General features: G+C 37.0%; 13 protein-coding genes. All 13 read right to left on the reverse strand.

Going from position 1 to position 13,743, the window contains the following annotated elements:
* Positions 1–20: 20 nt before the first annotated feature.
* The 13 genes from IGI37_RS08615 to recQ all read right to left on the reverse strand — a co-directional run bounded on the left by IGI37_RS08615 (position 21) and on the right by recQ (position 13,126).
* Entirely contained in the window at positions 21–686 is a 666-nt protein-coding gene (locus IGI37_RS08615; protein ID WP_438761189.1) for a chloramphenicol acetyltransferase, read from the reverse strand.
* A 13-nt stretch (positions 687–699) separates the two neighbouring features.
* A complete protein-coding gene (locus IGI37_RS08620) occupies positions 700–1,059 on the reverse strand; it encodes a GIY-YIG nuclease family protein (RefSeq protein WP_438761190.1) in 360 nt (119 codons plus the stop codon).
* Positions 1,060–1,075: 16 nt separating this feature from the next.
* Entirely contained in the window at positions 1,076–1,807 is a 732-nt protein-coding gene (locus IGI37_RS08625; RefSeq protein WP_438761191.1) for a DUF2087 domain-containing protein, read from the reverse strand.
* A 190-nt stretch (positions 1,808–1,997) separates the two neighbouring features.
* The gene (locus IGI37_RS08630) at positions 1,998–3,050 is read right to left on the reverse strand and encodes a SepM family pheromone-processing serine protease (protein WP_438761192.1); all 1,053 of its coding nucleotides are present in this window, start codon (positions 3,048–3,050) and stop codon (positions 1,998–2,000) included.
* On the reverse strand, positions 3,043–3,534 hold the full coding sequence (gene coaD / locus IGI37_RS08635; RefSeq protein ID WP_438761193.1) for a pantetheine-phosphate adenylyltransferase: 492 nt from the start codon (positions 3,532–3,534) through the stop codon (positions 3,043–3,045). Before coaD ends, IGI37_RS08630 begins: the two co-directional genes overlap by 8 nt.
* The gene (gene rsmD, locus IGI37_RS08640; protein WP_438761194.1) at positions 3,531–4,091 is read right to left on the reverse strand and encodes a 16S rRNA (guanine(966)-N(2))-methyltransferase RsmD; all 561 of its coding nucleotides are present in this window, start codon (positions 4,089–4,091) and stop codon (positions 3,531–3,533) included. The genes coaD and rsmD overlap by 4 nt, the downstream gene beginning before the upstream one ends.
* A 176-nt stretch (positions 4,092–4,267) precedes the next feature.
* A complete protein-coding gene (locus tag IGI37_RS08645; RefSeq protein WP_438761195.1) occupies positions 4,268–4,606 on the reverse strand; it encodes a YlbG family protein in 339 nt (112 codons plus the stop codon).
* Positions 4,596–5,027, reverse strand: coding sequence for a YlbF family regulator (locus IGI37_RS08650; RefSeq protein ID WP_438761196.1), 432 nt, complete (start codon positions 5,025–5,027; stop codon positions 4,596–4,598). Before IGI37_RS08650 ends, IGI37_RS08645 begins: the two co-directional genes overlap by 11 nt.
* On the reverse strand, positions 5,024–6,160 hold the full coding sequence (locus tag IGI37_RS08655) for a CAP-associated domain-containing protein (RefSeq protein ID WP_438761197.1): 1,137 nt from the start codon (positions 6,158–6,160) through the stop codon (positions 5,024–5,026). Before IGI37_RS08655 ends, IGI37_RS08650 begins: the two co-directional genes overlap by 4 nt.
* Before the next feature lie 25 nt (positions 6,161–6,185).
* Positions 6,186–9,614 (reverse strand): pyruvate carboxylase, encoded by a 3,429-nt coding sequence (locus IGI37_RS08660; RefSeq protein ID WP_438761198.1) that lies wholly within the window; start codon positions 9,612–9,614, stop codon positions 6,186–6,188.
* A 22-nt stretch (positions 9,615–9,636) separates the two neighbouring features.
* Positions 9,637–10,827 (reverse strand): FtsW/RodA/SpoVE family cell cycle protein, encoded by a 1,191-nt coding sequence (locus tag IGI37_RS08665; protein WP_438761199.1) that lies wholly within the window; start codon positions 10,825–10,827, stop codon positions 9,637–9,639.
* A gap of 3 nt (positions 10,828–10,830) precedes the next feature.
* Entirely contained in the window at positions 10,831–11,133 is a 303-nt protein-coding gene (locus IGI37_RS08670; protein WP_438761200.1) for a DUF1507 family protein, read from the reverse strand.
* A 217-nt stretch (positions 11,134–11,350) separates the two neighbouring features.
* Positions 11,351–13,126, reverse strand: a complete 1,776-nt coding sequence (gene recQ / locus IGI37_RS08675) for a DNA helicase RecQ (protein ID WP_438761201.1) — start codon at positions 13,124–13,126, stop codon at positions 11,351–11,353.
* Positions 13,127–13,743: the final 617 nt, after the last annotated feature.

Consider the following 13,743-nt stretch of genomic DNA (forward strand, 5'->3'; position numbering starts at 1 on the left):
TTTAGCTCTCTTTTTCATTCTTATTTCAACCACAATTCAGGTCTATTAAATGCTGCTTGTAGCTCCTCAAAAAATTTACTCACATGATACCCGTCAGCAGCTGCATGGTGAATAGTAAACGATAATGGAAGGAATCGGTTGCCTTTTATCACCTGCATCTTTCCTCCTTGAACAATTGGAAAGAAATTTGCTAGATTCTCTAGTGGCAGCGGTGTGTAATTCGTAAACTCTAACCAGGGAATCATTCCCACCATATAAGTATTCATTGGTGGTGTTTCCTCTTTAACAACTGCCCCTTTTTTATCACCATAAAGTTTTTGGTCTTCCAAATAGTTTTCATAAAACTTAGGAAAGCTTGTTTCAAAATTCGTCCACATCATTGAAATAGATTGATCGTCATCATGAAACAACGAATAAGAGGGATGAAGAACTTCATATTCAACTAATTGTTCACCCATTGTTGCTAATTTGAACTCTGAATGAGCAGAAACTATCTTGGATACAATAAATAGATAACTCGGGAAGAACTTATAATCGTTTTGTTTTATAAATTGATAGAGTTTGGTCACATCCATTTGGACAGTCACAGAATAAGCAGTTGGGTTCATTTTAGTAAAATAATAAAAATAATCCTGTCGTTTCCATGAGGATTGATTGATCTCTATATATCGTTGATTCGCGTTCATTGTCGTAAATTTCTCACTCCTTTATAGGCTTGTTATAGCCTTTTTCTCCGTAGGGTTGAAGTTTGTCCAACCATTCTTTTTTACACTTTTTTAATTCTTTTTTCATATTTTCGACATCATCTGTCTTCTTTTTCCATAAGACTTCATAAGAAAAACTTTCTTCTTTATCCTTCAACCAATCCTCCTGCAAAGGAGTATTTCGATAAAAATTATTGTCCAAATTTAGTTTATAAAAATGCCAACGATTTTTGATATTTGGTACAGCCTCAATAAATATCTTGCCATTTTTCTCATTTTTTATCTGAATAATCCCATAATAAGTTGGTTGAGCTTTATATTCTTCCATTAATTGTTTTTTTCTTTCTTGATTCATAAAAGCAACACACTCCTTAATAAATTCGTTGATACTCTGAGCCATCTGGTGTTCGAGTAAAAAATCCATAATCAATTAAATATCGTTTTATCAATAAATAATCAAAATAAATTTTTTCTAGTTGCCTATCGATGTCTTTCCCTGAATACCGTTTTCTCATTGAAAACTCCTCAACAATTCGATTTAAAATCCCAATGACATTTTTTTGTCCTTTCGGGAAAACAGTTAAGACAACCTCGCCTGTTGAAAAATCAAAATATTTCCGTACAATCTCTGCGTACTCTTTTTCAGTTAAAACAAATCGATCATCAATCACTCCTGTTGCTTCTGGTACTGGAATCAAACTATCTTCTGGTGCTTGCTTTTCTGAAAAAACGGCCTCAAACTGAGCCAGATAAACCTTTGCCTGCTTGGCTTTTTCGCGAAACGTAAATTTTTGATGTCTAATCGTTGATGGACTAACTTTAAACAAGTCTGCTATCTCTTGATCTTTTTTCTCTGAGCTAAAGCTAAATAATAACTCTTTTTGTTTCTCTGTTAATGTATTATATTTGCTCGCAAATGAGACTAGAGCCTGGTTTGGACCACCGTGTACACGATTTAGATGCTCATTTATTTGGCTAACTGCTAATGCTTTTTGTTCCGAGTCAAAAGAGAAAAACTCTTGGCAATAATTGCAACAAACATTCGCCTGATCAATTCGATATCCTTGCTTTAATTCATTTAAACTCATTTGTAAAAATTCCATCACTTCACCTCTTGTTCATTATAATATGTTTACAAAAATTGTCAACAAATTTTAATTACGTTTATTAAAATAACAAACAAAAAGAATGGAGACTAAGGATTAGCTCCTTTTGATGTCGAACAAAAAAGCTCACTCAAACAAATTTGCTTGTTTAAGTGAGCCGTATTACTACCCTTCTATTTTGATGAATCTATTTTATTTTTGCTAGATAGTCAAGGGCATCTTGAACTGTTTTGACTGGAACAATTTTCATTGAGGTACCTAATTTTTCTGCGGCCGCTTTCGCTTCCTCATAATTAGACTTGATGTCTGGTTCAGCCTTTTTCATCTCATCGGTAATTTCATCATCTGGTGCAAAAAAGATCTCGATACCATTCTCATTTGCTGTAGCAACCTTTTTATCAATTCCACCAATTCGACCAACAATTCCTTTTGAATTCATTGTTCCGGTCCCTGCAATAGCTTTGCCGTGACGTAAGTTTTGCCCCATCACCTGTTCATAAATCTCTAGGGTAAACATCAATCCTGCTGAAGGCCCACCAATTGAACCAGAATCAATTTTTACTTTTGTATCTGAAGAAATCTCTGTGTGATCGACTAAGCCAATCCCAATTCCTGCTTTTTTATCAGCAGCCAGTTCAATTAACTTTCCTGTGGCTGTTTTTTCTTTGCCTTCGTGAAGATAAGTCACCTCCATATCCTGACCGACCTTCTGACTCTTGACATACTTCATAAACTCTTGGCTGTTTTCAAATTTTTTGCCATCTGCTTTTGTTACTGTATCACCAACAGCAATTTTCCCGTAAAAGCTTGAGTTTTCTTCCACAGATAAAACATATACCCCTTTATAAACCATCTCGTAGGGTTTATTAGCAAGCTTTAAGGCCTGTTCAATTGCCGCATTTTGTGAAGATTGCATGTAGTAAAGCTGCATTTGATTGTATTCCTCATCCGTTGAGGTGCCATACAGTTCTTCTTTACTGACTAAATCTTGAAATGGAGAAATTTTTGATTTAAGGGCTGTAAAGACGGTTGCTTGCCTTATTCCTACAGCAGTCAACGAGAAGGAGCCTTCCTTTTCGTCCTTCTTGCCATTTACAGAAATTAATTCCTTCAAATCAATCGTTGATCCAGGTGCTTCGATATAGTAAGGAATAGGCACAACAATCATTGCCGCAAGTAATAACATAACTAAAAAGGCAACTAGCGAGCGAATCGGTGCTCTTTTTTCTTGTTTATTCATTTTGATCACGCTTTTCAACAATGGCTTGGTTAATGACTGGTGGCAGGTACTTTTCGACATCGCCACCAAATTGAATAACTTCTTTTAAAATACTCGAGCTAATATGGCTATATTCAGGTGAGGCTAATAAGAAAACTGTCTCTAAATCTGGACTAAGATGTTGGTTCATCTGTGCAATATCTTTTTCATATTCATAATCTTTCACACTTCGAATACCTCGTAAAAGAAATTTAGCCCCTAAAGCATTCGCTACATCAACAGTTAAATCATGTTCTTGTAAAATAACACGTACATTCTTCAAATCAGAAACGGAAGCTTCGATTAATTGCACCTTTTCTTTTGGTGTAAAGAAGCTTTTTTTACTTGTATTTACAAAAACACCAACAACTACCTCGTCAAAAAGTGCTGCACCACGAGTAATAGTATCAAGGTGCCCGTTGGTTAATGGGTCAAAACTTCCAGGAAACAATGCAATCTTTTTCATGCTTCATCCTCATTTCTAAAAATAGTCACCGCAGTAATTCCATAAGTTTGATGGCGAATCTGACTAAGTGTCCCAATTGATTCTGAAAGATTCACTGCTTTTTCTGCTTCACAAATCACTTTGCAGCCAGAATTTAACAACCCTAGCTGGAGCATTTTAGCTAGCTGTTCTTCTATCTTTTGTTGCGCATAAGGAGGATCTAAAAAAACATAATCAAAGGTGTAGCCTTGTTCCTTTAGCCAGACTAGTGCTTTATCAGCATCCATCTTGACCGTCAAGAAACGATCTGCCTCCTTTGTTATTTCAATATTTTCTTTGATAACCTTCATCGCTTGGAAATTTCTTTCAACACAGACTGCGAGCTCGACTCCTCGAGAAACAGCTTCAATGGCCAAACCTCCGCTGCCTGAAAACAAATCTAAGGCTAGACCTCCATCAAAATATGGACCAATCATGTTAAACATAGATTCCTTTACTTTATCTGTTGTCGGTCGTGTATTCTCGCCATCAAGACTCTTTAAGCGCCGTCCACGATACTCACCGGAAACAACTCGCATAAAATTACCCCTTCTTTCCATTATCGTCAGTTAAGTATACCAAAAAGCACAAAGAAAATGATGAAAAATGTTTGAACAAATCAGACATTTTTCATCATTTTTTAGACATTTTTATAAATATTTACTTTCAGCACAAAAATTCGGCTATCTTCCAAGTATCGAGACTGGTTTCTCACTTACACATTTTCTGCTAATCGAATATCAGGTGTTAAATCTTCTTCTTCCTCTTCAATCACTTGATAAGCAGCTCTAGTTCCAATTCGGTCTGCAAAGTTCATCTCAATATCTGGGCGATACGAACGTTCCACTTTTCTAACAAAATGAAGTTTTTTGATTTTCTCTTCAGATTGCTCAAATGCTTCTTCATTTAAATAAAGAACGACATACTTCATTTTTCTAGAAACATAGTGAACTAAACCAAAACGCTTTAAATTTTTCAATTGCTTCAAACTGTATACCCAGACAATCATTCCTCGTCGTTTTTGTACAATAAATTCAGTTTCTTCAGCTTGCATGACAACTTCCTCCACAACCAGAATGTCCACCTGTGATAAAAAATGGATTTCCAGCATCTACTTTAATTTCTTCTGAAACAGTTTTTGCAACAGTCAGACTAATCATATCTAAAATATCTTGTAGTTGCGTTTCAGCTACTCGAAATGCAGCTACTTGTTCATTTATGTCTAATGCTCTCTTGCTTTTTCGTAACGTTCTTTGTGTTTCTCTATAGCCTGGTGCATGAAATCCATAATCCGCTATTCGTTCAAACGCCTCTTTATTCTTCAAAAAGTCTGTTTGTAGCTGACTAACTTCTGGACACTCATACATCACTTGTTTGGTTTCACAATAGTGTTTATATGTCTGACTTTGACATAACTTTTCGACAATTTTTTCACATTGGTCTTCCAAAGCAAATAACTGGTCATTTATGATCATTTCAACCCACTATCCTTTGTTTCATTTTCATCTATCCTTTGCATTAAGACTACCATATTTTCTTTTGAAAAGGAAATCCCCAAAAGTTCAGTTTCTTCATGCATAAATCTGGTATGAAGGAATGGATCACTGTACCAATATAACAAAGAAAAAGTTGGATCAATAATCGGCTCTGATAAAATACCCGTCTGTGGCTCATCAGCTGTTCGTTTAACTAGCTGAGCCAACTCATCACCACTAAGCGAAAATGTAAATTGATCACTTTCTCCTTCTTGCGTTTGTCGCCAATACTCGAGCCTTTGTTGATCCAGCACTTCATCCGCATGCTCTAAAAAGTCAGTCTGGACCTTTTGCGCTAGTAGTTGTTGCCCAAAAGAAGACTGATATGCAGGTAAATAATCGAGTTCGCGTAAAAAGTTGATGGTTTTAATACTTTCTGTTGCTTTGATTTTATCTATCTCGTCCCACTTCTTTTTGTCCTCTTGATTAATTAGAGGTGAGGGTGTCATCGTGTCGATTTGATAAGGTCTCAAGGTCAGCAACTCTTCTTGGTTCAAGTAAGTCACGCCAAATAGTTCACCATCATTTTGATCAAAGAAAAGAATCGCAAATGTTTGATTATCGAACGCAATTAATGGGCGATAATTCATATCTTCTTCCATCAATTCGATATTAACAGGTTCTCCCTCATACTCGAAACTAAAATTGGGGTAAATCATGGTTAATTCTGACAGTTTTCCCATCGTCATCTGATAAGTAAATGGTGTAATATTTTCTTTTGTATCCCCAATAGCTTTAATGGCGACAACTTTGCCAGCCGAGATATTGGCTTCTACTCGAGCCTTTTTATTTTCTACTTTGTATTGCCGGATTTCATAGTTAAATCCGGTTTGATATGTTTTTTCTGGTCGACCAAGCAACTTTTCTAGTTCACTTGCTTTTTTATTTATATACGAAGAAAAGCCCTTTGCGGGCAGTTCTTCATATTTCAACGTAGTATTGTGAAGGGGAGTTACTGTCTCACTTTTCGTTTGTACAGGTTTTTCTGCCTTATTTTTAAACACAACTGGTTCAAAATAGAAGATCAATAACACTGCTACAAAGATACTCATAAATAATCCGACACGTTTCATGTCTCATTTCACCTACATTGAATTCTTATTTTTCTTTTACTTCAATCAATAAATCTCCAGATTGAATAGGTTCTCCTTCTGTCACGTATACGTGTTCAACAACCCCATCAAAACGAGCTTCTACAGAGGTTTCCATCTTCATAGCTTCTGTAACAAGTAAGGTATCCCCGCGTTGCACACGGTCTCCCTTATTCACAAGAACTTGAAGCACAGAGCCTGACATAGTCGCACCAATTTGTTCTTTGTTTGTTGGTTCTGCTTTTCGTTTCGTTTGTACAGAGCTAATGATTGAATTATCTTTTACAACAATTTCTCGGCGTTGTCCATTCAAGTTAAAGAAGAGCACGCGATTTCCTTCAATATCTGGCTCACCAATCTCATCTAAACGTAAAATTAATATCTTACCACGCTCGATTTGTACATTAATCGATTCACCCAAACGAATCCCTTGGAAGAATGTTGGCGTGTCTAATAAAGTAACATCACCAAACCGCTCATACGCTTTTTGATAATCTAAAAATACTTGAGGATACATGAGATAACTTAAGACATCTTCTTTTTTCGGTTCAAAACCAATTAATTCGGCTAACTCTGTTTTCACCTTTTCAAAGTCCACTGGTTCTGCTAAGTCACCTGGACGATTGGTAAAGGCTGGTCTACCTTTCAAGATAATTCGTTGTAACTTTTCAGGGAAACCGCCAACAGGTTGTCCTAATTCGCCTTGGAAGAAGGTAACCACAGATTCAGGGAAGCTGAGACTTTCCCCTTTTTCAAAAATATCTTCTTCTGTTAATTCATTTTGGACCATAAATAATGCCATATCACCAACAACTTTGGAAGAAGGTGTGACTTTGACAATATCACCAAACATCAAATTAACTGTGTGGTACATTTTTTTGATTTCGTCCCATTTAGCTCCAAGCCCAACTGCTTTTGCTTGTTGTTGTAAGTTTGAATACTGTCCACCAGGCATCTCATGCATATAAACTTCTGTTTGAGGAGCATTTAAGCCATTTTCAAATGGTTTGTAGTACATACGAACGTCTTCCCAATAATGATTGATTTTTTGAACATTATCAATATTTACATCCGGCACACGAGCACCATTCACCAATGCATAATATAAGCTACTCATACTTGGTTGGCTGGTATTTCCGCTCATTGCACTGGTTGCCACATCAACAATATCAACACCGGCTTTAGTGGCCGCTGAATACGTAATAATCCCATTACCACTTGTATCGTGAGTATGCAGATGAATCGGTAAATCAGTTGTTTCTTTTAGTTCACTAATCAAACGATAAGCTGCTTGTGGTTTTAATAATCCAGCCATATCTTTAATCGCAATGATATGTGCGCCTAGCTGTTCCAACTCTTTGGCCATGTCTTTGTAATATTGAACGTTATATTTTGCTCTAGATGGATCATTAATATCCCCTGTATAACAGATAGCTGCCTCTGCAATTTTCCCCGTATCTCGAACTGCTTGGATACTTTTTTCCATTTGCGGAATCCAGTTTAAACTATCAAAAATACGGAAAACATCAATTCCTTGAGCAGCTGCTTCATTAATAAACTCCACAATCACATTATCTGGATAGTTTGAATAACCAACCGCATTCGAACCTCTAAAGAGCATTTGGAACAAGGTATTTGGCATCAAACGACGAAGTTTTCTCAAACGCTGCCACGGATCTTCATTTAAGAAACGATAGGCAACATCAAACGTTGCACCGCCCCACATCTCTGCGGAGAATAGTTCTGGTAATCCTTCTCCGGTTAAACGAGCAATTCCTTTAAAATCTTGTGTCCGAACACGTGTTGCTAATAAGCTTTGATGTGCATCTCTAAAGGTTGTATCCGTCAAAAGCAAATCTTCTTGATTTCTAATCCAATCAACAACTGCGTCTGCCCCTTTAGATTCTAAAACTTCTTTGGCAGTTACAAAACCTTGACGACGCTCAATATCTTCTGGAATTCTTGGTTCTTCATAAAAACGTTTCTTGGCTTTTTCAATTCCAGGGAACCCATTAACAGTAATCTCACCAATGTATTTCATTGTTTTGTTTCCGCGATCTCGAACTCTTGGAAATTCAAATAGTTGAGGCGTATTATCAATAAATGTTGTTTTAGACTCCCCTGATTGGAAGGCTGGGTGACTAATCACATTTTGTAAGAACGCAATATTTGTTTTAACTCCACGAATCCGAAATTCTGTTAAACAACGTTGCATTTTTTGAATGGCTTTTTCAAAACTAATTCCGTGAGTACAAACCTTTACTAATAAAGAATCAAAGTAAGGCGTTACTACCGCACCTGAATAAGCATTACCTACATCCAAACGGACACCAAAACCACCAGGTGAACGATACGTATCAATCTTACCTGTGTCTGGCATAAAGTGATTCATAGGGTCTTCAGTAGTGATCCGGCATTGAATAGCTGCCCCTTTTAACTCAATATCTTTTTGTTGAGGTAAGCCAATTTCTTTGTGCAAATCTTTTCCTTGAGCAATCAATAATTGACTAGTCACAATATCAATGTCTGTAATCATCTCAGTAATCGTATGTTCTACTTGGACACGAGGGTTGACTTCAATAAAATAAAACTTATCGCCTTCAACTAAAAATTCAACTGTTCCAGCATTCACATACCCTACATGTTTCATTAATTGGACAGCTGCTTGACAGATTTTTTCACGTTGCTCATCATTCATAGAGACACAGGGTGCCACCTCTACTACCTTTTGATGACGTCGTTGCACGGAACAATCACGCTCAAATAAATGGACCACATTCCCGTGTGTGTCACCAAGTATCTGAACTTCAATATGTTTGGGATTGCCAATATATTTTTCGACATAAACTTCATCACTACCAAAAGCTGCTTTCGCTTCGCTTTTTGCGCGTTCATAACCATCACGTGCCTCTTTTTCATCATGAGCGACACGCATACCACGTCCACCGCCACCTAAAGCCGCTTTAATCATAATCGGATAATCATGAGAGTCAGCAAATGCTAACACTTCATCGATTGAGTCAACAGGGCCATCTGTACCTGGAATAGAGGCAATCCCGGCCGCTACAGCTGCTTCTTTTGCTTTAATTTTATCGCCAAAAATATCTAAATGATGTTGAGTTGGTCCGACAAAAATTAACCCCTCTTCTTCACAACGACGAGCAAACTCTAAATTCTCAGATAAAAAACCATACCCTGGATGAATCGCATCAACTTCGGCTTTTTTTGCAATTTTGATAATTCCTTCAATATCAAGATAGGCATCAATTGGTTTTTTCCCTTTCCCAACTAAATAAGCTTCGTCTGCTTTGAAGCGGTGAACTGAATATTCATCTTCTGCGGCATAGACCGCAACAGTTTTGATATTTAACTCTGTACACGCCCGAAATACTCGAATAGCAATTTCTCCACGGTTCGCTACTAAAACTTTTTTCATCTAACCACTCCTACCATTTTCTTCATTTTTCGTTCATTTGTTCATTATAATACGGTTGTAGCTGTTTACGCTTTTCATTTGCACTAACATTTAAGACTAAACCAATCCCAATAGACAGAACCAATAAGCTTGACCCACCCTGACTGATAAACGGAAAGGTAATCCCAGTCAATGGAATAATCCCGGTTATTCCACCTAAATTGACAAATATTTGAATCAGAAGCATACTCCCTACACCATAACAAATCAGTGAATTAAAGGCATCGCGTGAACGAATCCCGACTAAAAAAATTCGAGCAATCATAAAAATAAGTAAGCCTAAAACCATCATAGCTACAATCAAGCCTAGCTCTTCCACTACGATTGCAAAAATATAATCCGTCTGCGCTTCTTTTAAAAAGCCTTTTTTCTCAATACTATTACCCAAGCCTCGACCAAATAAACCACCATTAAACATTGCGTAATAGCCGTTAACCATCTGATGACCGAGCCCATATTCATCAGCAAATGGATTTTGGTAGATAGCAAAACGGTTATAAATATATTGATATTTAGCTGGCAATATCGCTTTGCCAAAAAGATTCATTGCTTGAATAGCCAGAAAACTTAGGGCTATCCCACCACCACCAATTTTAAAGGCCCAGGTATAATTTACGCCACTAGCCAAAAGTAAAATAATAACTAGTAAAGTTAAAACGGCCGCATTCCCAAAGTCAGGCATAATCGCTACCCCAGCAATTAGTGCCATGACTAACCACATCGGTCGTTTGACAGTTTGGACAAAATCAGTCGCAATCGTCTCTTGTCTCTTTGATAAAATAAGCGCTAAGTACCAAACTAAAACAATTTTTAGAAGCTCCGCAGGCTGAATAGAAAAGTATTTTAAACTAATCCATCCTTTTGCTCCATTTATTGCATCAAAAAATAAATAGGCAATAGCAAGCAATACCCCTGTTACAACGATTGCTAAACGGACTAATGATTCATTTTTGAACACATCGGTCTTCATCTTATACATAATACCAATCACAATTAAACTAAGAACCCAAAAAGCTGTTTGGCTAATAACCATACTCGCTGGATTCAGCCCCCTTGACAATTGTAAATAGAAGGTTGAGCTATAAACCATAATTAACCCTATTACGCTTAATATTAGATAGGGAATAAAAATACTGTAATCCATCAAATGACGTTTTTTTATCTTTTCTGGCAAGTGTTAAACCTCCTTGCCCTGTTCGTTATTTTCTTGCGTTTCTGCATAAACTTCTGTATATAAACGATTCAGCTCTTGCTCCAAATCACTCATTAATTGGTGTCCATCATCCTTTGATATCATACCCAAACGAACAGCAAAAGTAACCTGTCTAGAAAAACCATACATTTGAGTGTCAACAACCTCTTCAAATGCCTTACATTGTGAGATACATAAACTATTTTTTTGATTGCGGATTAACATTTTGATTCGATCCGCATCTTGATTTAATAAACTTAGTGCAAATTCTGGAGAAATAGATTCCATTTGCGCCTAACCCCCCATCTTAATTTTATTATTATAGCATAATTTATCGGTATTTAAATGAGAAAACAGAAGTTTTTAATCGTTTATTAAAAATATATGAACGATAAACTTTTCATATTTCACTTATCGTTGACCGTCTTCTCAAAGAAAATTTTTCTCGTTTCCTCACCAAAAATTCATTTTAATTCAGCTAGGGTGTCTTCTCTCTCATTTCTCCCTATTCTGATTTCTCAGTTTGTTGATAGGCTTGTAAACAAGCTAAAAATTGTTCGCCGTATTTATCCAATTTATTTTGGCCAACCCCTTTAATTTGAAGAAGATCCAATCTTGAAGTAGGAATCTGTGTGCTCATCTCTTTTAACGTCGCATCCGAGAATACAACATATGGTGGAACATTGGTTTCTTCAGCAATGGTTGTTCGAATTCCTCTTAATTGTTCAAACAGTTCATTATTTTGTTCCAATTTACTCGCCTGTCGTTGCTCTTTTCGAAAGACAGTCTGTTGCCCTTTCAGAACCTGAACCCCTTTTTTTGTAACTAGGAGTGTAGGAAACTGGCCTTTTGATGGTGCCAATAGTCCATCTGCTGTCAAAAAATCAATTAAGCTCGTTACTTCCTTCTGTGGTCGTCCCTTCATCAAGCCGTACGTAGACAATCGTTCAAAGCCGAATTGATCAATTTTTTGATCTTTTGAACCAGTTAATACTTTGGCAACCAACCCTTTTCCAAATCGTTCATCCATTCGTTTAACACAAGAAAGAACCATTTGTGCTTCTTTCGTAATCTCAACTTTTGAGCGACTATCAAGACAATTACTACAGCGTCCACATGGCTGACTCTCTTGACCAAAATAGCGCAAAATAAACTGTTGCAAACATCCTTCTGTATTAGAATATTGACTCATTTCTCTAAGCTTTGTATATTCATTTTGTTTCAATTCGTGAGAACGTTGTGACTGCTCAATAAAATACTGATGAACTTGTAAATCCTGCGGTGCAAAAAGTAAGATAGCGTCACTTGGCAAACCATCTCGGCCAGCCCGCCCCGCTTCTTGATAATAGGCTTCCATGGTCCCTGGAATTTGCGCGTGTATCACAAAACGAACATTACTTTTATTAATCCCCATCCCAAACGCATTTGTCGCAACAATCGTTTGAATTCGATCATACAAAAAGTCTTCTTGAAACTTTGATCGTTCCTCATCTTTTAGTCCCGCATGATAGTACCCAACTGACAATCCTTCAACCTTTAATAAGTGATATATTTTTTCAACTTCTTTTCTTGTATTGGCATAAATGATTCCTGACTGCCCTTGATTTAACCTCAAATATTCGAGCAAGTAAATCTCTTTTTTCTGATCGGCAATCACTTGAAAACTAATATTCTCACGTGCAAAGCCAGTAGCCACCTGATTACTTTCTGGAATTGACAGTAATTGTTTAATGTCTTGGGCAACCAGTGGCGTTGCGGTAGCAGTCAAGGCAACAATTGTCGGTCTTTTGTCTAAGTGATTCAAGTAATCCGCCATCTCTAGATAACTAGGTCGAAAATCATGTCCCCAATGTGAGATACAGTGGGCTTCATCAACAGCAATCAAATCAATGGGTAATTCATCTAGTAAGTCTTGAAAATCTGGCATCACCAAACGCTCTGGCGCGATATATAATAGTTTATACGCTCCTTGACGTAAGCCTTGAATCCTTTTTGTAACACCTGAATAGTCCAATGAGCTATTAATATACGTAGCTGAAATTCCCAGCTGATTCGCCGCATCTACTTGGTCCTTCATTAAAGAAATTAGTGGTGAAACTACAATTGTCAAACGAGCAAAGGCACTTGCTGGAAGCTGATAACAAATCGACTTACCGCTTCCTGTGGGCATAATACCCAATACATCCTTTTGTTCTTCTATATACTGAATGACTTCTCTTTGGCCATTGCGAAACTCTGTGTAACCAAAGACATCCTTTAAGACTTGATTCATCATTTCCATCTAATTTTCTCCCCCAGTCAACCTTTTCATTCTAGCATTTTTTCTTATCGGCTCGCAACATCTCTTTGTGAAACACTGATAACTTATGAAACTTTTTACCTCTCTAAAATTTCCATCAAAAATTGAAATGCTTTTTTATCAGGCTTTTTCTGATAATTTTACCTATCTTTTCCACAGACTTTATTCCACAGAATGTCCGTTCCCCTATTCTGCTATCTAGTATTTTTTATTGTTGGCCCCTCATCAGAAATGATTATTAGGTTAGAAATGCATCAAAAAGTAAGAACCCAATATTGGCTCTTTATATCTCTTCTCATAATTAAATTACGCAAAAAAAAAAGAGCATGGGACATAACTCAAAAAGTTATGCCCATGCTCCTATTTCCCGAATAAACGGTGGTCACAGAAGCAACTCCATCTGCACTCCGTAAAACCACTTCGATCTCATCAATCTCTAAAGGTGGAACACCTTAAGAATTGAAGGACGTTGTTCCGCTCTCAACAACTTCTACGCATAGGACATGCTAGAGTTGAAGGTTCAAAAAATAAGCTGAAATTGCTGTGAAACACTATTTACAAAGTAAATAGATGTAGAACAGTACCTACCCGGTGCTGTG

Source organism: Enterococcus sp. AZ194, assembly GCF_051713825.1.
GTDB lineage: Bacteria > Bacillota > Bacilli > Lactobacillales > Enterococcaceae > Enterococcus_K.

What these genes read in the sequence shown, in the direction of transcription:
- IGI37_RS08615 (WP_438761189.1), bottom strand. Translation starts at nt 686, where the DNA reads ATGAACGCGAATCAACGATATATAGAGATCAATCAATCCTCATGGAAA.
- IGI37_RS08620 (WP_438761190.1), bottom strand. Translation starts at nt 1,059, where the DNA reads ATGAATCAAGAAAGAAAAAAACAATTAATGGAAGAATATAAAGCTCAA.
- IGI37_RS08625 (WP_438761191.1), bottom strand. Translation starts at nt 1,807, where the DNA reads ATGGAATTTTTACAAATGAGTTTAAATGAATTAAAGCAAGGATATCGA.
- IGI37_RS08630 (WP_438761192.1), bottom strand. Translation starts at nt 3,050, where the DNA reads ATGAATAAACAAGAAAAAAGAGCACCGATTCGCTCGCTAGTTGCCTTT.
- coaD (WP_438761193.1), bottom strand. Translation starts at nt 3,534, where the DNA reads ATGAAAAAGATTGCATTGTTTCCTGGAAGTTTTGACCCATTAACCAAC.
- rsmD (WP_438761194.1), bottom strand. Translation starts at nt 4,091, where the DNA reads ATGCGAGTTGTTTCCGGTGAGTATCGTGGACGGCGCTTAAAGAGTCTT.
- IGI37_RS08645 (WP_438761195.1), bottom strand. Translation starts at nt 4,606, where the DNA reads ATGCAAGCTGAAGAAACTGAATTTATTGTACAAAAACGACGAGGAATG.
- IGI37_RS08650 (WP_438761196.1), bottom strand. Translation starts at nt 5,027, where the DNA reads ATGATCATAAATGACCAGTTATTTGCTTTGGAAGACCAATGTGAAAAA.
- IGI37_RS08655 (WP_438761197.1), bottom strand. Translation starts at nt 6,160, where the DNA reads ATGAAACGTGTCGGATTATTTATGAGTATCTTTGTAGCAGTGTTATTG.
- IGI37_RS08660 (WP_438761198.1), bottom strand. Translation starts at nt 9,614, where the DNA reads ATGAAAAAAGTTTTAGTAGCGAACCGTGGAGAAATTGCTATTCGAGTA.
- IGI37_RS08670 (WP_438761200.1), bottom strand. Translation starts at nt 11,133, where the DNA reads ATGGAATCTATTTCTCCAGAATTTGCACTAAGTTTATTAAATCAAGAT.
- recQ (WP_438761201.1), bottom strand. Translation starts at nt 13,126, where the DNA reads ATGGAAATGATGAATCAAGTCTTAAAGGATGTCTTTGGTTACACAGAG.